Genomic DNA, 19,014 nt, shown 5'->3' on the forward strand with positions numbered 1-19,014 from the left:
CCCTCCGTGGTGTGCAAACTCCACGCCGCCACCCCCTAGACTCGCCGGTCCCCGCAACTCCCCGGCCCCATGCGCGTCGTCGTCAAGATCGGCACTTCCACCGCCACCGAGCAGGGCCGGCTGTCGCCGCCGCGACTGCTCGATTACGCCAAGGCGCTGGCACGCCTGACGTCGGCGGGACATGAGATCGCCTGGGTGAGCTCGGGTGCCGTGGCGGCCGGGCGCGAGGCGCTCGGGATCGCGCCAGATGCACGTCATGTCGCGGCCAAGCAGATGCTCGCCTCGGTGGGTCAGCCGCGGCTGATGGCGCTGTATGGCGAGCTTTGCGGCTATTACGGACAGCGCGTGGCCCAGGTGCTGCTGACCCGCTGGGACCTGGAGCGGCGGCGGAGCTACCTGAACGCGCGGCGCACCTTCGAGGAGTTGTTCGCCCACCGCGTGCTGCCGGTGGTCAACGAGAACGACACCGTGGCCACCGATGAGATCCGCGTCGGCGACAACGACCAGCTCTCCGCGCTGGTGGCCAACCTGGTCGACGCGCGGCTGCTGGTGCTGCTGACCGACCAGGAAGGCCTGTTCGATGCCGATCCGCGGCACAACCCGGACGCGACCCTGGTGCGCCGGGTCGACACGCCCGAGATTCCCGAAGCACTGTGGCAGGCAGCCGGCGGCAAGGCCGGCATGCTCGGTACCGGCGGCATGCTGACCAAGCTGCGCGCAGCCGACATCGCCCGCCGCGGCGGCACCGAGGTGGTGATCGCCAGCGGCGCGGACCCGGCGGTGATCGCGCAACTGATCGATGGCGTCGAAGTCGGCACCCGGTTTACTGCGCTGACGCCGCCGCGCGAGGCGCGCAAGCGCTACATCCTGAGCGGGCTGCGCACCGGCACCGGGGTTGGCATCGATGGCGGCGCGGAACAAGCGCTGGTCCAGGGCAAGAGCCTGCTCGGCGTCGGCGTGAAGAGCGTCAGCGGCGAGTTCGACCGCGGCGACACCGTCACCGTGCATGCCGCCGACGGCCGCGCGCTGGCACGCGGCATCGCCAATTACGGCGCGGCCGAACTCAAGCGCATCGCCGGCAAGCGCTCGAGCGAAGTCGAGGCCATCCTCGGCTACGACTTCGGTCCCGAATTCATCCATCGCGACGACTTGGTGATGCTGTGAACCCGATTCCTGAAGTGCGCGTCCAGGCGGCCGCCGCGCGCGCCGCGAGCGCCCGCCTCAAGCGCAGTCCCGGCGAGCAGCGCAACGCCTTCCTCGGCGCGCTGGCCACTTTGCTGCGCACCCATGCGCACGAAATCATCGGCGCCAACCGCGACGACCTGGCCGACGGCGAGCGCGCTGGCCTCGCGCCCGCGATGCTCGACCGCCTGCGCCTGGATGGCCCGCGCATCGAGGCGATCGCGCGCGATGTCGAGCATGTCGCCACCCTGCCCGACCCCCTGGGCGAGCGCTTCGACGCGCGCGTGCTGCCCTCGGGCATCAGCGTGCACAAGCGGCGGGTGCCGCTCGGCGTGCTCGGCGTGATCTACGAATCGCGCCCGAACGTCACCATCGATGTCGCCGCCTTGGCGATCAAGACCGGCAACGCCGCGGTGCTGCGCGGCGGCAAGGAGGCCATCGCCAGCAACCGCGTGCTGCTCGGGATCGCGCGCGAGGCGCTGGCCGCCAGCGGCCTCCCCGGCGACGCGCTGCAGTTCATCGATTCCACCGCGCGCGAGGCCTCGCTCGCACTGCTGCAACTGGACGACCTGGTCGATCTGATCATCCCGCGCGGCGGTGCCGGCCTGCACGAATTCTGCCGCCGCGAAAGCCGCATCCCGGTGATCACCGGCGGCATCGGCATCTGTCATCTGTATGTCGACCAGCACGCCGACCTGGACCGCGCCCTGCCGGTGATTCGCAACGCCAAGGTGCAGCGCCCGACCGTGTGCAATGCGCTTGACACGGTGCTGGTGCACCACGCCATTGCGGCGCGTTTCGTGCCGCGCCTGGCGGAGTTGCTCGGCGGTGACGGAGTGGAACTGCGCTGCGACGACGCCAGCCTGCCGCTGGCCGATGCGGTGGCCGCCGCGCGCGTGCGCCCTGCCGGTCCCGACGATTACGACACCGAATGGCTGTCGCTGGTGCTCGGCGTGCGTGTGGTCGCCGACGCCGAGGCGGCATTGGCGCACATCGAGCGCCACTCCAGCGGCCATTCCGACGGCATCCTTACCGAGGATCCGGTGCTCGCGGCCGAATTCCTGGCGCGCATCGATTCCGCCGCGGTTTACTGGAATGCCAGCACGCGCTTCACCGACGGCAGCGAACTCGGCCTCGGCGCCGAGGTGGCCGTTTCCACCCAGCGCCTGCACGCCCGCGGCCCGATGGGCCTGAGCGAGTTGTGCAGCTACAAGTGGGTGGTCGAGGGCGCGTACAGCGTGCGACGCTGAGCCTGCGGCGGGTCCCCTGACGGCCAGAAACGGGGAAAGGGTCAGGGGGCATGGGACCTGGCCTGCCGCGTGATCCGCCTGTGACGCAAGGCGATACCCCTTGCCCCTAGATCCCTGCCGCGCTTCACCCCCTGACCAACCCGCCCGCCGCAGGGTCCGACAGTGGCGCACACCACGTCCCCTGCCCCCTGCCCCCTGCCCCGCTTCCCCGGGCCAATGTCCGCCCGCCCCGGAGGGCACCGCACTTGCCTCAGAACGCCGCATTCCCCGGCGTGCGCGGGTACGGGATCACGTCGCGGATGTTGGCCATGCCGGTGACATAGGCCACCAGGCGCTCGAAGCCGAGGCCGAAGCCGGCGTGCGGCACGGTGCCGTAGCGGCGGAAATCGCGGTACCACTGGTAGGCGTGCGGCTCCAGGCCGAACTTGACCATGCGCGCATCGAGCAGGTCCAGGCGCTCCTCGCGCTGGCTGCCGCCGATGATCTCGCCGATGCCGGGCGCCAGCACGTCCATCGCGGCGACGGTGCGGCCGTCGTCGTTCATGCGCATGTAGAAGGCCTTGATCTGCTCCGGGTAGTTCATCACCACCACCGGGCGGCCGACGTGCTCTTCGCTGAGGTAGCGCTCGTGCTCGGTCTGCAGGTCCACGCCCCAGCTGACCGGGTACTCGAAGGCCTTGCCGGACTGCTGCAGGATCGTGATCGCGTCGCTGTAGTCGATGCGCGCGAACTCGGCCGAAACGAACTGCTCCAGGCGCTGGATCACGCCCTTGAGCACGCGGTCGTCGAAGAACTTCAGGTCCTCGCCGCAGCGCTCCAGCACATCGCGGAACACCTGCTTGAGCAGGCCCTCGGCGAGAGTGGCGTCGTCGTTCAGGTCGGCGAAGGCGATCTCCGGCTCGATCATCCAGAACTCGGCCAGGTGGCGCGGGGTGTTGGAGTTCTCGGCGCGGAAGGTCGGCCCGAAGGTGTAGACCTTGCTCAGTGCCAGGCAGTAGGCCTCGACCGCGAGCTGGCCGGACACCGTCAGGTAGGCCTCCTTGCCGAAGAAATCCTGACTGAAGTCGACCTTGCCGGCATCCGTGCGCGGCAGGTTCATCAGGTCCAGGGTGGACACGCGGAACATCTGGCCGGCACCTTCGGCGTCGCTGGCGGTGATGATCGGCGTGTTGACCCAGCAGAAGCCGTGGTGGTCGAAATAGCGGTGGATCGACTGCATGATCGCGTGGCGCACGCGGGTCACCGCGCCGAAGGTGTTGGTGCGCGGGCGCAGGTGCGCCACCTCGCGCAGGAATTCGTAGGAATGCGCCTTGGGCTGGATCGGGTAGGTCTCCGGATCATCGACCAGGCCGATCACGCGCACCGCGCTGGCCTGGATTTCGAAGGCCTGGCCCTGGCCCTGCGAGCGCACCAGCGTGCCGTCGGCCTCGATCGAGCAACCGGCGGTCAGGTGCTGCACCTCATTGGCGTAGTTCGGCAGCGTGGCCGGCGCGACGATCTGCAGGTTGCCCATGCAGGAGCCGTCGTTGAGCTGGACGAAGGAAATCCCGGCCTTGGAATCGCGCCGCGTGCGCACCCAACCCTTGACCGTGATCGCCGTGCCCTCGGCATGCTTGCCCGCCAGCGCGTCCTTGACCGTCACCCAAGCCATGTTCCTGATTCCGTGCAGATTGCCGCGTGTCGCGGCGAGGCCGCGGATCATACGGGAAGCGGGCGCGGTGCCGTGAAGGACTGGCGTGCCGGCACGCGCTGCTGGGGCAGCTCCCGACCCGACCCCGTCCACCGCGCACACGCCCCAGTCCCCAGCCCCGCCTTGCGCGCTCGCCACTCACCCACCATTCCGCCAGTGCCTGCTAGCCTTCGGGTCATCGAATCGCAAGGAGCGAGCCATGTCGATCACGCTGACCACCGCAGCCGCCAGCCGGGTGCGCGAGTTCGTGGGCGCGCAGGACGGAGCCATCGGCCTGCGGCTGGGCGTCCGCCGCACGGGTTGCAGCGGCTGGGCCTATGCCGTGGATGTCGCCAGGGAACTGGCCGCAGACGACCAGGTGTTCGAGCAGGACGGCGTCAAGGTGGTGGTGGATGCCAAGGCGCTGCCCTTGCTCGACGGCACCGAGATCGACTTCGTGCGCCAGGGCCTGAACCGCCAGTTTTCCTTCCGCAATCCGAACGTCGCCGGCGGGTGCGGCTGCGGCGAGAGCTTCTCGGTGGAACGCGCTGCGATTTGAGCGAGGGTTGTGGGTTGTGGGTTGTGGGCGGCAAAGCTCGCGTACCGACGCACCTTTACCTTTGGTAGCCGACTCTGTCGGCGATCGCCTGGCGGCCGCCACGACAGGATCGCGGCTGAAGCCGCTCCCACCTTGCCATCGGCACGCCCGCGCTTGCTGCCAACAACCGACAACCAGCAACCAGCGACCCAGCCCGACCGCAGCCCGGTCAACCCGCTGCATTGGCCTCGCGCACCGGGACGGGCACCGAACACACGTCGATATGCCCCGCCGGCACCTTGTACCAGGCGTCGCGGCGGTTGCGGCGGGATTCGATGAGGTCGGTGAAGGCGTCGCTGTCGGTGCGCATGACTTCGATCGACGCGCGCTCGGCTTCGGGCAGGTCGCTGGCAACGCGCACGCGCTGAATCGGCACGTGATGCGCGGGATTCTCGTGGAAACCCATCGGCGCCGGGCCGCGCGACAGGGCGGACAACAGCTCCATGCCGACCAGCACGCGGCCGGCGACGGTGATGTTGCGGTCGAGTTGGCGCGGGGCGTGGCCGATCACCACGTACAACTCGGTACCGCCGCCTGAATCCACCTCGTTGTCGCGACCGACGCCGAGCGTGCCGTAGCAATGAGTCAGCCAGGCGCGGCCGGCGTGCGGATCGCGCGCGGCGGGAAAACCGTCGGCAAAACCGGTTTGCGGGGCCCAGCCGTCCGGATCGGGCAGCGTGGTGAACTTCAGGTCTCGGGTATCCGGTCGGGTGAACTCGGCCGGCAGCGTGCGCACGCCCGCAGCGAGCGGCTTGCGCTTGGTCTCGTCGCTGGCGTCCGGGTCGCCCCACTGGACGACGAAGTTGTCCTGCACGCGCAAGATCGCCAGGCCGTCGTAATAGCCGCTGCGCGCCAGCGCAAGGATGTTCTCGACGTGCTTCGGGGCGAAGGCTGGCGCCAGTTCGATCACCACGCGGCCGCTGGCCAGTTCCAGGTACAAGGTGCGCGCCGGGTCGGGTGTGCGCCAGTCCGTGGGTTTCGATGCGGCGATCACTTCGGCCATGGTGCGGCCCGGCGCAGGTGCGGCGGTCGCCGCAGGGGCATTGGCACACAGCCCGGGGCGAAAGTCGATCCGCTGCGGCGTCTCGCCAGGCGTCGGCGGCCCGGAGACCAGAGCGTGCAATCCGTCCTGGTCACGAACGTACTCGATCCGCTGGGGGTAGTCGTGCGCGGGGTTGGCGAAGACGATCCGCGCCTCGCCGCGCTCGCTCTCACGGAAAGGCACCGGCGCACCGCCACCCGGCTGCGCCAGGTAAATCAGTACGCCGTCTTGCGCCTCGATGCGCAGGAACTCGAAGCCGGTCAGGCGCTCGCCCTTGAAGCTGCGCGCCAGCGCGTGCATGCGCCCGTCGACCGGGGCAGTCCAGCGCTCCTCGAAGCGGCGCTCGCCGGACACCGCGCACCAGTCGCCCGCCATGAATGCCGGTGGTTCGCCCGCCGCCGCGGCGCTGCCAGCAGCCAGCGCCATGCACAGGATCGTCCGTTTCATCCTCGCCTCCGGCGGCGCAGGCCGCATTGTCATCTGGCGAGTCTACAATCGCCATGGGCACGGCCACTGGGGGAAGCGATGGACCCGATTGATTGCCGGTCGATGGACGAGGAGCAGCTGGCGCGCTGGCAACGCCTCTGTGCGCATCCTTTCGAAGCACCCGACCAGGGCCTCGACTTCACCCGGCGGCTGGCGCGCGAGCAGGACTGGACACTGGGGCAGGCGCGCCAGGCGGTCGACGAGTACCGCAAGTTCTGCTTTCTGGCCTGTTGCGGCGCCGGCGAGATGACGCCCAGCCGCGAGGTCGACGAGGTCTGGCATCTGCACCTGATCCATACCCACGACTACTGGCGCGAGTTCTGCCCCAAGGTGCTCGGCATGGAACTGCACCACGGCCCAACCCGTGGCGGCGCCAGCGACGCGCGGCGGCACCGCGAGCAATACGCGCACACCCTGGCTTGCTACGAGCAGTGGTTCGGCCCGCCGCCGGAGGCTTGGTGGCCCGGCACCGCCGCACGCTTCGCGCCGCAAGTGTCGTTGCGCCTTGCCGGGAACCGGAAGTCCCGCGGCTGGCTGGCGCTGGCGTCGATCGGCGTGGGCGGCCTGTGCCTGGCGCGGCTGGCGCAGGCGCAATCTGCGAACCCGCTCGACTGGACCGGCCGCGAGTTCCTGGTGCTTTACCTGGTGGCGATGCTGAGCGTGCTGATCGCATCCGTGCTGATTCGGCGCGCCGCACGCGACACCGGGGCCGCGCGTGGCGCGCGCCCCGAAGCGCTGGAACTGGCCTACCTCGCCGGCGGCGCAACCCGCAGCGCCGATGCCGGTATCGCGCAGATGCTGGCCGAAGGCCAGGTGGAGTGGGATGCGGCGGCAGCGAAACTGCGCTCCACCGGCGGCGCGCGCCGCCTCGGCGAGCCCTTTGAGCAGATCGCGCAGTGCATCGCGGCCGACGGGGAGCCCGACCGCGCGGTCTCACGCGCCGCGCTGCGCCTGGACAGCGTGCGCAAGGCGCTGGTCGCCAAGGGCCTGTGGCTGGATGACGCTGGCGCCTGGCGCGCGCGCTGGTGGAGCGCCTTGCCGTGGCTGTTGCTGGCAGGGTTCGGCGCAGCCAAGATCGTGATCGGGATCTCGCGCGGCAAGCCGGTTGCCATCCTGGTGATCTTGTCGATCATCACGACGGTGGTCGGCCTGATCCTGCTGCTCAAGCGCCCCGGACGCACCCGCGCCGGCGACCGCGCGCTCGCCGAGGCGCGCGTGCAGCACGCCCGCGCGCTGCGCGCACCGCGCCCGCAGGAGACCGGGCTCGCAGTGGCGCTGCTCGGAACCGCCGCGCTCAGCGGGACGGCCTGGGCCAGCTACCACCAGTCGCGCACTCCACCGTCCAGCTCCGATGGCGGATCGAGCGGCAGCGACTCGGGCAGCAGCGACAGCGGCGGAGACAGCGGCGGCGGTGGCTGCGGCGGGTGCGGCGGTGGCGGGGGGGATTGATGGCGCGACGACAGCCTGTGGAAGTACCGGCTGCCGCTGGCGACGCGCTTGTTCGCGCATCAAACGGTCGCGTACTCGTGCCTGCTTTTTTGTCCGCAAAGGACGCAAAGGACGCGAAGAAGGCAAGAGCGTCCTGGGTGCGCAGCTTCCCTATGCCCCTGCATATCCGACCATGGATTTGGCTCTACTTTGCGTCCTTCGCGTCCTTTGCGGATAAACGGCTTCGGTTTCATGGACTTGAAACATGTTCGGCGAGAGCAGCGTAGGCCGGTGTATCGCGCAGCGATTCACCGGCAGGCGTGAGCCGCGGCAAGCACCCGGGGAACGCGCTGAAGCGCGTACCGCCGGGCTACGCACTCCCAAACGCAATCGGGCGCCCGAGGGCGCCCGATGCGATGCAGCTTGATGCCCGGAATCAGCGGATCGAGAACAGCGAGAAGCCGCCGCGACCGCCGTAAGATGCGCTGTCGCGCGAGCGACGGGTGCGCATGCGGTCGAGCAACTCGTTCTGGCGTTGTTCCAGCCAGTCGTCGCGGTTCAGGCCACTGGCCGCCGCCGGACCCTGTTCTTCCGCGGCCTGCGAACGGAACAGCAGGAAGTCCTCGTAGGCGTCGATCTCGTGCTTCAGTTCCTCGACCACCAGCTCGATCATGATCGCGTCGTCGAGGAAGCCGAGCACCGGGATGGTGTCCGGGATCGCGTCCTGCGGATCGGAGAAATAGGTCAGCGCCGACAGGATCTCGTTGCGCTCGGAATCGGAGATGCCCCAGTTCTTGTCATGCACCATGCCGATCAGGGTGCCCAGGCGCTTCATGCGCGAGGACACGAACTCCGGCACCTGCTGACCCTGGGTGTCCTCGAACAGTTTCTGCGCGGCACCGGTGATTTGCTCAGGCGTCAGGTCCTGGGCGGCCGCCTTGGCGCGGCGCATCGCAGCGCGGAAATGCTCCAGATCTTCTTCGGACAGGTCGATTACGACGCGCATGGCTGTGTCCCTGGGTAGTGCAGAGTGAGGAGGGGGAGACTATCGGTCGGCATTGTTGCACGTCAATTTCGGAAGCGGAGTGGGTGGAGCGGGGAGAGGTGTAGCGGGGAGAGGTGATGCGGGGCAACGGAAAGGCGCGCAAGTCCGAAGGTGTCCGGTTATCCAGCGAAAGACGGAGCTGCGAGGTCCGCTCTTACCTTGCCCCCTGCCCCGCCTTTGCTTTTCCCGCCTTTCCCGCTTCCCCGCTCACGCCTCCACCGCCATCGCCGGCTGCCCGCCCGCACGGCGCCAGTGGCCCTTGACGCGCTCGCCGAGGTCCTCTACGGCGGCGTACATGGTCGGCAGTACCAGCAGGGTGATCGCGGTGGAGAACACCAGGCCGCCGGCGATGGCGCGTGCCATCGGGTAGTAGGCGGGGCCGCCACCGCCGATGCCGACATCGCTGATGCATAGCGGCAGCAGGCCGAGGAAGGTGGTGCCGGTGGTGATCAGGATCGGGCGCAAACGCTCGACGCCGCCAAGGATCAGCGCTTCATCGCGGCTGTAGCCCTGGCGGCGCAAGGTGTTGACGTGTTCGATCAGCACGATGCCGTTGTTCACCACCACGCCGATCAGGATCATTATTCCGATGAAGGCCATCACCGAGAAGGTGGTGTCCCAGACCAGGAAGGTCCACCAGACACCGATCACCGCGAAGATGATCGAGGTGAGGATCGCCAGCGGATACAGCGCCGACTCGAACAGCGCCGCCATCACCATGTAGATCAGCACGATGGAAAGGAGCAGCAGGAACAGCATTTCGTTGGCGGCGGCGGCATCGTCCTCGAAGCGCTGGCCGAGGTCATAACCGTAGCCGGCCGGGAAGGGATATTCCTTCATGGTCGATTCGATCGCCTGGCGCGCCTCGCCCATGTCGCTCTTGGGCTTGAGGTCGAGCGTGATCGAGGTGCCGGTCTTGCGGTTCTGGCGACCGATCCCGGTCGGGCCCGGCGACATGTCGACGCTGACCAGCGCCGACAGCGGCACCGACTCGCCATCGGCGCGGGTCACGCGGATGACCTTGAGCTCGTCCAGCGACAGCCGCTCGGCGTCCTTGAAGCGCAGCCAGACCGGCACCTCGGTGTCGCCCTGGCGGAACTCGCGCAAGGGCACGCCGCGCATCGCAACCTGGATCAGGCGGCCAACCTGGGCCGGGTCGAAGCCGAGATTGGCGGCGCGCTCGCGGTCCACCCGCAGCTGTACTTCCTGTTGCTCTTGCGCATTGTCCACGCGCACATCCGCGAACATCTCGTTGCGCGCCAGCAGGCGTGTCACATCGCGCGCCAACTCGGTCAGCACTTCGGTCGAATCGCCGGTGATGTTGACCTGCACACTCGGTGTCTGGCTGCCGCCACCTGCATTGCCGCCGCCCGGGCCGAAGCGCAAATCGACCACCGCCTTGCCGACCGCCAGCTGAGGCAGCCCTTTGCGCACGGCTTCCTTGATTTCCTCGACCGGCCGCTTCGCGTCCTCGCCCTTGACCAGTTGCAGGCGCGTCTGCATGCCCTGGTCCTCGCTGATCCAGCTGTAGACCGATTCGATCTCGAACTCCTGCTTGTGCCGCAGCAGGTACTCCTCGACCGTGCGCGCCGCCTGCTCCATCTGCTCCAGGCGATAGCGACCGTTGAGTTCGTAGCCGACGGCGAAGTCGCGATCGGCGTCGCCGCCGAAGAAATCGGTCTTCACGAATGCGCCCGGGATCGCCACGCTGAACAGGATCCCGAGGATGCCCACCCAGGACCAGCCACGGTGCTGCAGCGACCAGCGCAGGGTGCGGCCATACACGGCCTTCCAGCGCTCGACGATCTGCACCTGCGCCAGGCCTTTGGGCGGCTCGATGCGCGCGGCGAGCATCGGGATGATGCTGACCGCGACGAACCACGAGGCCAGCAGCGCCACCGACATTGGAACCGCGACGTAGTACAGGAACAGGCCGACCTGGGTGGTGCCGCCGAACACATTGGGCAAGAACACGATGATGCTGGTCAGGGTGCCGGCACTGACCGCCAGCTGCACCATGCGCGTGCCCTCGATCGCGGTGCCGATCTTGTCCTCCGGGCGCTTCTCGCGCTGCTGGTAGATGCTCTCGGTGACCACCACCGCGTTGTCGACCAGCATGCCGATGCCGAGCAGCAGACCCATCATGGTCAGCACATTCAGGGTCAGGCCGATGAAGTAGAGACCGCCCAGGCTGATCGCGATGCAGATCGGCACCGACAGGGACACCATCAGGGTGCTCGGCCAGTGGCGCAGGAAGAAGTACAGCACCAGCAGCGAGAACAGCATGCCCTCCCAGCCCGCCTTCACCAGTTCCCCCATCGACGAAGTCACGCCCTCGCCCTGGTCGCCGATGATGTAGATCTCGATGCCCGCCAGCGCACCGCTGGCCTCGATCTTGCGGATCTCGGCCATCACCCGCGAGCAGACGTCGACCAGGTTGGCGCCGCGCTCACGGCGGATGTCCACGCCCACCGCGTAGTTGCCGTTGAGAATGCGGCGGAAGTTGATCTCGCGCTGCGCGTAACGCACCTCGGCAATATCCTTCAGGCGCAATCCGCCCTCGCCGATGATCAGGTTGCCGTATTCGGAGAGGTCACGGATTTCGCCGATCGGCTGCACCCGGTAGCGGTGCTCGCCGTCATGGATCAGGCCGGCCGAGGTGGAGAAATTGGCCGACTGCAGCTTCTGCGACAGCGCATTCAGGTCGATGTTGTGCGCCGCGATGCGCTCGGGCAGCAGATCGATGCGCACCTCGCTCGGCTCGACGCCCGACAGTTCCACCGCCGCAACGCCGGGGATTCGCTCCAGCGGCCGCTTGATGCGCCGCTCCAGCAAATCGTAGGCGTCCAGCAGGTTGCCGGTGGTACTCGACAGGCGCACCTGCAACACCGGTTCGTCGTTGGTCGAGAACTTCTGCACCAGGATGCGCTGGATGTCCTGCGGCAACTCGCCGCGCGCGGCGTCCACCCGCTCGCGCACCTCGGACAGCTTGACCTTGATATTGCGGTTCCAGTCGAACACCAGGAAGAAGGTAGCGCCGTTCTCGTCGGCATTCGCGAACATGTTGTCGATGCCGGAGATCGTCGACAGCGACTCCTCCAGCGGCCGCACGATCTCGCGCTCGACCTCTTTCGGCGTGGCGCCCGGATACGGCACCTGCACCAGGATGAACGGCGCATCCACCTCCGGGAAGAACTCCAGCTTCAGCAGGCGCGCGCTGAGCAGGCCGAAGACCACGCAACTGATGAACAGCATGATCGTGGTGACCGGGCGCTTGAGGGCGATTTCGGCGAGGGTCATGGCTGCGGGCTCCGGGAGGTTTGTGGTACGCCGCGGGTTGGCGGCCATGTTCCTTGAGGGCACGAGGGCACGAGGGCGCGAGGGCACGGAAAGGCGAAAAGCCGTTCGGCCGCGCTGACCACGCTTTTCACGTGCCCTCGTGCCCTCGTGCCCTCGTGCCCTCCCAAAGCACTCACGCCCCCACCTCCGCGCCTTCCAGCGCGCGCGGCTGCTTGTAGGTCGTACGCCGGTCAACGACGTCATAGAGCACCGGGATCACCACCAGGGTCAGCAGGGTGGAGAAGATCAGGCCGCCGATGACGGTGATCGCCAGCGGTTGGCGCAGCTCAGCGCCGTCGCCCAGGCCCAGCGCCATCGGCAGGAAGCCGAACAGGGTGGTGATGGTGGTCATGATGATCGGTCGCAAACGGGTGCGCGCGCCTTCGGCGAGCGCCTGACGTTTCTCCATGCCGTGCGCGCGCAACTGGTTGACGCGGTCGATCAGCACGATGGCATTACTCACCACGATGCCGACCAGCATGATCAGGCCGATGAACACGATGATGCTGAGCGTGGTGCCGGTGATCCACAGGCTGAAGATCGCACCGACCAGCGCCAGCGGGATGGTGAACAGGATCAGGAATGGGTGCAGCAGCGATTCGAACTGCGAGGCCATCACCAGGTAGACCATGAACACCGCCAGGCCCAGCGCCAGCAGCAGCGAACGGAAGCTCTGGTCCAGGTCCTCGCTCTGACCGGCCACGCGCGCGGTCGTGCCGGGCGGCAGCAGGTTCTCGTCGACGATCGCCTGGGCCACCTTGACCGCGGCGCCGAGGTCGCCACGCAGGCTGGCAGAAATCACCGCGACGCGTTCCTGGTCGATGCGGCGGATTTCCGCCGGGCCCTCGGTGATCTCCACCCGCGCGACCGCATCCAGCGGCACCGGCGTCGGGCTGCCGGGGTTGACGATCAGCCGGCGCACCGCTTCCACCGAGTCGCGATCCGGCTCGGTGGCGCGCACCAGCACGTCGATCTTGCGGTCGCGGAAACTGTAGCGGGTGGCGACTTCGCCGCGCACCTTCTGCACCACCTGGTCGGCCACCTGGCGCGTGGTCAGGCCGAGCGAGGCGATCTTCTCCTGGTCGAAGTAGATGCGCACTTCCGGCGCACCCTGCTCCTGCGAGTTCTTGACGTCGGCGAAGATCGTTTCCTGGCGCATGCGCGCGGTGACGCGCTCGCTGGCTTGCTTCAGCAGGTCGAGGTCATAGCCGCTGATCTCGACTTCCAGCGGCGTGTCGAAACTGAACAGCTGCGGCCGTGAGAACTTGGCCTCGGTGCCCGGCAGCGCGTCGGTGTAGGCGCGCAGGCCCTCGACGATGGCGGGCTCGGCGCTGCGCGGCGTGTGCGGCGCGAGCGTCAGCAGCAGCTTGCCGATGTTTTCGCCGGACTCGGTGGGATTGGCGTCCAGCCGCGCGCCGGTGCCCGCGGTGGCAAACACATGGTCGATGCCGTCCACACGCTCGCTGTGCTGGTACAGCCCGCCGACCAGCGCATCGGTGCGCGCCAGCGGCGTGCCCACCGGGAGCTTGAGGTCCACCTGCAAACGGCCCTGCGCGAACTCAGGAATCAGTTCGATGCCCAGGCGCGGCACCAGCGCCACGGCCAGCGCCAGCGAAGCCAGCGCGATTCCCAGGATCAACCCCGGGTTGCGCAGCGAGAAGGGCAGCAGGCGGTCGTAGACGCGCAGTGATGCATCGAAGAAGGCCATCGTGAAACGCGCCATCGGCTGCAGCGCCACGCCGAACAGACGCCCAAGCAGGCGAAACAACCGGCGCAGCACCCAGACGATGCCGAACAGCAGCTTGCCCGCGGCGAACATCACGCCGCGCAGCACCGCCAGCACTGCCCACAGCGGCAGTAGCAGGAAACGGCCAAAATCCAGCCGCGGGCGGTTGCTCATCAGCCAATGGCGCGGACCCGATGTCGGCTGCGGATGCTCGTAGCTCATCAAAGTGCGCTTCTCGCCCAGCGAAGCCAGCATCGGGATCAGGGTCACGGCGACGAACAGCGAGATGATCATCGCGAAGGTCACGGTCAGCGCCTGGTCGCCGAACAGCTGGCCGGCGATGCCCTCGACGAATACCAGCGGCAGGAACACCGCGATGTGGGTGAAGGTGGAGGCGGTGATCGCCATGCCGACCTCGCTGGTCCCCTTGACCGCGGCCTCGATCACGCCGAGACCTTGTTCGCGCAGGCGACGGGTGTTCTCCAGCACCACGATGGCGTTGTCGACCACCATGCCGGTGGCGAGCGCGATGCCGCCCAGCGACATCACGTTGAGACCGATACCGAACTGCTGCATGAAGAAGAAGGTGGCGATGATCGACACCGGCAGCGAGAGCGCGATAACCACGGTCGCCCAAGCCTCGCCGAGGAACAGGAAGATCACCAGGATCGACAGCAGGCCGCCGATCACCGCGGCATCCACCACTTCACGGATCGAGCTCTTGATGAACAGCGACTGGTCATCGACGGTGGTCAGGCGCGCGCCTTCCGGCAACTCTTCCTTGAGCCGGTCGAGGCCCTTGATCACCGCCTCGGCGACGCTCACGGTGTTGGCGTCGCCTTCCTTGTAGATCGCGATCTCGACCGCCTCGCGGCCATCGCTGCGGATGATCGCCTGGCGCTCCTTGTGGCCCTGGGTGATGGTCGCCACGTCCTTCAGCTTGACCGGCACGCCAGCAGCCGAGACGATCATTTCGCCCATCTCGGCGAGCGTGCCGAACTGGTTGATGGTGCGCACCAGGTAGCGCTGGCTGGCTTCGTCCAGGCGGCCGCTGGAGATATTGATGTTCTCCGAACGCAGGCGCTGGATCACCAGGTTGACGTCGAGGTTGAGCTGCTTGAGGCGGTTCTGGTCGATCTCGACCTGGATTTCGTCCTCCAGGCCACCGGAGACCTTGACCGCGGCCACGCCCTCGATCGGCTCCAGGCGCTTTTTCAGGTCTTCCTCGGCATAGCGGCGCAGCTCGGTCAGCGCGGCCTGGTCGGCGTCGCTGTCGCCGGTGTCCAGCGCCAGCCGCAGCACCGGCTCGGTGGACGGGTCGAAACGCAGCAGCAGCGGCTTCTTGACGTCCAGCGGCAACTGGATCAGCTCCAGTTTCTCGCGCACGTCCATGCTCGCCGTGTCCATGTCCGTGCCCCAGGCGAACTCCAGGATCACGTCCGACTGCCCGGTGCGCGAGACCGAGCGGATGCGGGTCAGGTTCTTGACCACGCCGAGCGTCTCTTCGAGCGGCTCGCTGATTAGGTTCTCGATCTCCGCCGGCGCCGCGCCGACGTATTCGGTGCGCACGGTCAGGGTCGGGTAGGACAAGTCCGGCAGCAGGTTGACCTTCAGGCGCGAGAGGCCGATCAGGCCGAACAGCACCAGGGCGATGGTCACCATCGCAATGGTCACGCGACGTTCGGTGGCGAGGCGGATGAGGTTCATGGGCAGGGCCGGGCACTAAGGTTGATGAAAGCGGGGCAAGGGGCAGGGGGCGTGGGACCTGCCTCAATGCAAATTCAAGCGATCGGGCAGTTTGTGTCCCGCGCAGCGCGAACCGCGCCGCGGTCAGGACGAGCGCAGAGGCATTCCCCCTGCCCCTCGCCCCCTGCCCCGCTCCTCCGCAGCGATCAGCCGCCGCTAGCCACGGCCACCGGCGCCTCGGAGTTGATCACCTGGACCTTGGCGCCGTCGCGCAGCGCGGCCTGGCCCAGGGTGACCACCTGCTCGCCTTCGGCGATGCCGTCGACCACCTCGACCTGGCCGCCGTCGGCGTAGCCCAGCTTCACCTTGCGGCGCTTGGCCACGTCAGCCTCAACCACGAACACCGAGGCATCCTTGTCGTCGCCGACCAGCGCGGAGCGCGGCACCACCAGCGCATCGGCGCGCTGGTCGTAGACGATGCGCACGCGTCCGAACATGCCCGAGCGCAACTGACCGCTGTCGTCCTTGAACTGCGCGACCACGCGGAAAGTGCCGGTGCTCGCGTCCACCACCGGGCTGACGCGCGCCACCGAGCCGGTAAACACCGCGCCCGGCAGCGCATCGACCAGCATCTGCACCGGCTGTGCTGCCTGGATCAGGCGCATCTCGCGCTCGGGCACGTTGATCATCGCCTCCAGCGGATCGAAGTCGTCGATCTTGAACAGCGGTTGGTTCAACTGGATCAGGTTACCCACCTTGACCATGCGCTTGCTGACCACGCCGCCGATCGGCGCGCGGATCTCGGCGTAGGACAGTTCCAGCTTGGCGATGTCGTAACTCGCGCGCTGGGTGTCGAGATCGTAGCGCGAGCGGTCGAACACATCCTGGCTGATCAGCTTGCGCCCGATCAGTTCCTCCTGGCGCTTGAAGTCGTTCTCGAGCTTGCGCAGATTGGCCTCGCTCTGCTTCAGCGCCAGGCGCTGGCGGTCAGAATCCAGGCGCGCCAGTACCTGTCCGGCCTGCACCCGATCGCCCTCTTCGACCATGATCTCCAGCACCACGCCGCTGGTCTTGGTGACCACGTCGGCCTCGGCCTCGGGCACCAGGTTGGCAGTGCCCTGGAAGGCTGCGGTCACCGCCGAGCGCGCGGCCTTGGCGACTTCAACCGGCACCTTCACCGCCTCGATCGGCTTGCCGTCCTTGTCCTTCGGCACATCCTTGGCCTGCGCCTGCGCGTCGCCCTCGGCGCTGTCCTTCTGGTCCTGGTTTCCGCCGCAGGCGGCCAGCGCCAGGCTCAGGGCCAGGACCAGGGCGGCAAATGCGGGGCGACGCTGTTTTTCGGTGCTCATCGGAAGGGCTCTTTCCAAGTGTGTTGGTACGCTACGACACTAAATCGGCTGGCAGGCAGTCCCGGAAGTCATGCGTCGCGCTGGATGGATACCGGCAGTATCCGCTTCGGTTGCTTGCGGCACGCCGGCCACAAGTCACAGGCATGGACCGGGCCAACGCTGCCCGGCATAATCCGCCGTCTTTGACACCGCCTCCGCCGCTTCCGGCGCGGGGCCCGATCCGGGGATGGATGGATGAGGTCGATCACTCTCGCAACGTTGCTGGTCCTGGCCGCTTCGGCCCCCGTGGTGGGTTTCGCTCAGGTCAAGGGTGACGCCGCCGCCGGCAAAGCCAAGGCTTACACCTGCACGGGATGCCATGGCATCACCGGATACAAGAATGCGTATCCGAGCTACCACGTTCCGCGAATTTCTGGTCAGAACTACGAATATCTGGTCGCGGCGCTGAACGCTTACCGCACGGAGCAGCGCAAGCACCCGACGATGGTGGCGCAGGCGCAGAGCTTCAGCGAGCAGGACCTCGCGGACATTGCCGCCTACCTCGCCAGCAACCCGACCCAGTGAAGGCCCGCACCATGAGCATTCGAGTCGTTTTCATTGCCCTGGGCCTCATGGCGGGTGCCACCGCCCATGCCGCCGGCAGCGCCGGTCGCGGCCTGGAACTATCCAAGCCCTGCCAGGCCTGCCATGGCGCCGACGGCAACGGCACCGGCGATCCGCAGTACCCGATCCTCGCCGGCCAGTATCCGGACTACCTGGAGCAGGCGCTCAAGAGCTATCGCTCCGGCGCGCGCACCAACGCGATCATGCAGGGCTTCGCCGGCACCCTGTCCGACCAGGACATCGCCGACCTCGCGGCCTACTTCGCCGGCAACAAGTCCAAGCTGGGCGACCTCAGCAAGCACTGAGGCAGTCGCACGCAGCGGACGCGCCGGCAGAAGCCGGCGCCCCGCACAGGAGGCAATTCCCTGGGAACCTCCGAACAGTCTTGCGGCTGCATCCGCGGCTGAACTGGTCGCTAGTGTGGTGTTCCGTAATTAAGTTGAACTAAGTCACTGATCCGCAGTCTATGCTTCATCATCGACTTAGGATCTACCAATGGCCAGGAATGGTCGCCCGCCTCTGGGTTTGCAACTGAGCGACGAGGGCGGACCGAGTTGCGGTCCCGGCTCAATTCGCGCAAGGGTGCTACGGACGAAAAGTTTCGGATCAGGATCATCCTGGCTTTGGCCGGCGGTGAGTCGAGCAGAGTCATCGCCGAGCGGATGAAGACGACGGCGCAGACCATCTCCGGGCGGCGGCGCTTTGAGGCGTTCCGGCTGGCGGGATTGGGGACGCCCCGCGCAGGCCGCGGTCGTCGCTTGAGCGATGAGCAGGTGCAGGAGGTGATCGATCGCGTCCGCCAGACAAAGCCCGAGAATTCAACGCATTGGAGCGTGCGCCAGATGAGCAGGCGACCGGAGTTTCGGCGACTTCGGTGCATCGAATCTGGCGTGCATTCGTCCTCAAGCCACACCTGCAGGACACCTTCAAGCTGTCGACGGATCCGCACTTCGTCGACAAGGTGCGCGATGTCGTCGGGCTATACCTGACTCCACCGGATCGCGCGTTGGTCCTCTCTGTGGACGAGAAGAGTCAGATCCAGGCGCTGGATCGAACGCCGGACTGCCGTTGACGTTCGGCAAGCCGGCGACACGAACGCACGACTACAAGCGCCACGGAACCACCTCACTGTTCGCGGCGCTGGACGTCCCACGGGGAAAAGTCATCAGCCAGCTCAGCGACGCCATCGCAGTGCCGAGTTCCTGAAATTCCTCGGGGTCATCGACGCCGCGGTGCCTGCCGACCACGACGTGCATCTCATCATGGACAACTATGGCACCCACAAGACCGATGCCGTGCGCGCATGGTTCGCTGCACGTCCGTGCTACCACGTCCACTTCACGCCGACGTCCGCGTCTTGGCTGAACCTCGTGGAGCGGTTCTTCTCCACGCTGAGCGAGAAGTGGATCAAGCGCGGCGCCCACACCAGCGTGAAGGATCTGGAGCAGTCGATTCGCGACTACCTGGCGCGCCACAACGAGAACCCCAAGCCATTTGTGTGGCACAAGAGCGCCGACCAGATCATCGATGCCGTCGGTCGTGCGGCCGCGAGACTGGCGTGACTTATTTATGCTTAATTACGGAACACCACACGAGTGTGGTGTTCCGTAA

Annotated in this window: 12 protein-coding genes and 1 pseudogene; 7 read left to right on the forward strand and 6 right to left on the reverse strand. The window is 67.3% G+C overall.

The genetic code is table 11. From position 1 onward, the window contains the following. Nucleotides 1-69: 69 nt before the first annotated feature. Nucleotides 70-1,164: a glutamate 5-kinase gene (gene proB, locus IPK27_02865; GenBank protein ID MBK8066596.1), complete on the forward strand. Its 1,095-nt coding sequence runs from the start codon at nucleotides 70-72 to the stop codon at nucleotides 1,162-1,164. Nucleotides 1,165-1,169: 5 nt separating this feature from the next. Beyond that, on the forward strand, nucleotides 1,170-2,432 hold the full coding sequence (locus IPK27_02870) for a glutamate-5-semialdehyde dehydrogenase (GenBank protein MBK8066597.1): 1,263 nt from the start codon (nucleotides 1,170-1,172) through the stop codon (nucleotides 2,430-2,432). Between the two features lie 250 nt (nucleotides 2,433-2,682). Here the strand turns inward: IPK27_02870 and asnS are convergent, their stop codons facing one another. Beyond that, nucleotides 2,683-4,083 carry an asparagine--tRNA ligase gene (asnS, locus tag IPK27_02875; protein ID MBK8066598.1) on the reverse strand — a complete coding sequence of 467 codons (1,401 nt, stop codon included), beginning with the start codon at nucleotides 4,081-4,083 and terminating at the stop codon, nucleotides 2,683-2,685. A gap of 238 nt (nucleotides 4,084-4,321) precedes the next feature. Here asnS and IPK27_02880 point away from each other — a divergent pair, with 238 nt between their 5' ends. Then, nucleotides 4,322-4,660, forward strand: a complete 339-nt coding sequence (locus IPK27_02880; protein MBK8066599.1) for an iron-sulfur cluster assembly accessory protein — start codon at nucleotides 4,322-4,324, stop codon at nucleotides 4,658-4,660. Nucleotides 4,661-4,868: 208 nt separating this feature from the next. Here the strand turns inward: IPK27_02880 and IPK27_02885 are convergent, their stop codons facing one another. Further along, nucleotides 4,869-5,702 carry a peptidylprolyl isomerase gene (locus IPK27_02885; GenBank protein MBK8066600.1) on the reverse strand — a complete coding sequence of 278 codons (834 nt, stop codon included), beginning with the start codon at nucleotides 5,700-5,702 and terminating at the stop codon, nucleotides 4,869-4,871. A 564-nt stretch (nucleotides 5,703-6,266) separates the two neighbouring features. Here IPK27_02885 and IPK27_02890 point away from each other — a divergent pair. Further along, entirely contained in the window at nucleotides 6,267-7,676 is a 1,410-nt protein-coding gene (locus IPK27_02890) for a TIGR04222 domain-containing membrane protein (protein MBK8066601.1), read from the forward strand. 415 nt (nucleotides 7,677-8,091) lie between these two features. Here the strand turns inward: IPK27_02890 and IPK27_02895 are convergent, their stop codons facing one another. The 4 genes from IPK27_02895 to IPK27_02910 all read right to left on the reverse strand — a co-directional run bounded on the left by IPK27_02895 (nucleotide 8,092) and on the right by IPK27_02910 (nucleotide 16,800). Further along, the gene (locus IPK27_02895) at nucleotides 8,092-8,661 is read right to left on the reverse strand and encodes a DUF1232 domain-containing protein (GenBank protein ID MBK8066602.1); all 570 of its coding nucleotides are present in this window, start codon (nucleotides 8,659-8,661) and stop codon (nucleotides 8,092-8,094) included. Nucleotides 8,662-8,907: 246 nt separating this feature from the next. Beyond that, nucleotides 8,908-12,000: an efflux RND transporter permease subunit gene (locus IPK27_02900; GenBank protein ID MBK8066603.1), complete on the reverse strand. Its 3,093-nt coding sequence runs from the start codon at nucleotides 11,998-12,000 to the stop codon at nucleotides 8,908-8,910. Between the two features lie 172 nt (nucleotides 12,001-12,172). Continuing rightward, nucleotides 12,173-15,472: an efflux RND transporter permease subunit gene (locus IPK27_02905; GenBank protein ID MBK8066604.1), complete on the reverse strand. Its 3,300-nt coding sequence runs from the start codon at nucleotides 15,470-15,472 to the stop codon at nucleotides 12,173-12,175. 185 nt (nucleotides 15,473-15,657) lie between these two features. After that, on the reverse strand, nucleotides 15,658-16,800 hold the full coding sequence (locus IPK27_02910; protein MBK8066605.1) for an efflux RND transporter periplasmic adaptor subunit: 1,143 nt from the start codon (nucleotides 16,798-16,800) through the stop codon (nucleotides 15,658-15,660). A gap of 234 nt (nucleotides 16,801-17,034) precedes the next feature. Here IPK27_02910 and IPK27_02915 point away from each other — a divergent pair, with 234 nt between their 5' ends. The 3 genes and pseudogenes from IPK27_02915 to IPK27_02925 all read left to right on the forward strand — a co-directional run bounded on the left by IPK27_02915 (nucleotide 17,035) and on the right by IPK27_02925 (nucleotide 18,965). Beyond that, complete coding sequence (locus tag IPK27_02915) at nucleotides 17,035-17,364, forward strand: c-type cytochrome (protein ID MBK8066606.1); 330 nt, start codon at nucleotides 17,035-17,037, stop codon at nucleotides 17,362-17,364. Nucleotides 17,365-17,375: 11 nt separating this feature from the next. Continuing rightward, nucleotides 17,376-17,708: a cytochrome c gene (locus tag IPK27_02920; GenBank protein ID MBK8066607.1), complete on the forward strand. Its 333-nt coding sequence runs from the start codon at nucleotides 17,376-17,378 to the stop codon at nucleotides 17,706-17,708. Nucleotides 17,709-17,898: 190 nt separating this feature from the next. Next, nucleotides 17,899-18,965: pseudogene (locus tag IPK27_02925) on the forward strand (IS630 family transposase). Nucleotides 18,966-19,014 lie beyond the last annotated feature (49 nt).

The organism is Rhodanobacteraceae bacterium (assembly GCA_016713135.1).
In the GTDB taxonomy this organism is placed as follows: domain Bacteria; phylum Pseudomonadota; class Gammaproteobacteria; order Xanthomonadales; family SZUA-5; genus JADKFD01.

What these genes read in the sequence shown, in the direction of transcription:
- proB (MBK8066596.1), top strand. Translation starts at nt 70, where the DNA reads ATGCGCGTCGTCGTCAAGATCGGCACTTCCACCGCCACCGAGCAGGGC.
- asnS (MBK8066598.1), bottom strand. Translation starts at nt 4,083, where the DNA reads ATGGCTTGGGTGACGGTCAAGGACGCGCTGGCGGGCAAGCATGCCGAG.
- IPK27_02880 (MBK8066599.1), top strand. Translation starts at nt 4,322, where the DNA reads ATGTCGATCACGCTGACCACCGCAGCCGCCAGCCGGGTGCGCGAGTTC.
- IPK27_02885 (MBK8066600.1), bottom strand. Translation starts at nt 5,702, where the DNA reads ATGGCCGAAGTGATCGCCGCATCGAAACCCACGGACTGGCGCACACCC.
- IPK27_02890 (MBK8066601.1), top strand. Translation starts at nt 6,267, where the DNA reads ATGGACCCGATTGATTGCCGGTCGATGGACGAGGAGCAGCTGGCGCGC.
- IPK27_02895 (MBK8066602.1), bottom strand. Translation starts at nt 8,661, where the DNA reads ATGCGCGTCGTAATCGACCTGTCCGAAGAAGATCTGGAGCATTTCCGC.
- IPK27_02900 (MBK8066603.1), bottom strand. Translation starts at nt 12,000, where the DNA reads ATGACCCTCGCCGAAATCGCCCTCAAGCGCCCGGTCACCACGATCATG.
- IPK27_02905 (MBK8066604.1), bottom strand. Translation starts at nt 15,472, where the DNA reads ATGAACCTCATCCGCCTCGCCACCGAACGTCGCGTGACCATTGCGATG.
- IPK27_02910 (MBK8066605.1), bottom strand. Translation starts at nt 16,800, where the DNA reads ATGAGCACCGAAAAACAGCGTCGCCCCGCATTTGCCGCCCTGGTCCTG.
- IPK27_02915 (MBK8066606.1), top strand. Translation starts at nt 17,035, where the DNA reads ATGAGGTCGATCACTCTCGCAACGTTGCTGGTCCTGGCCGCTTCGGCC.
- IPK27_02920 (MBK8066607.1), top strand. Translation starts at nt 17,376, where the DNA reads ATGAGCATTCGAGTCGTTTTCATTGCCCTGGGCCTCATGGCGGGTGCC.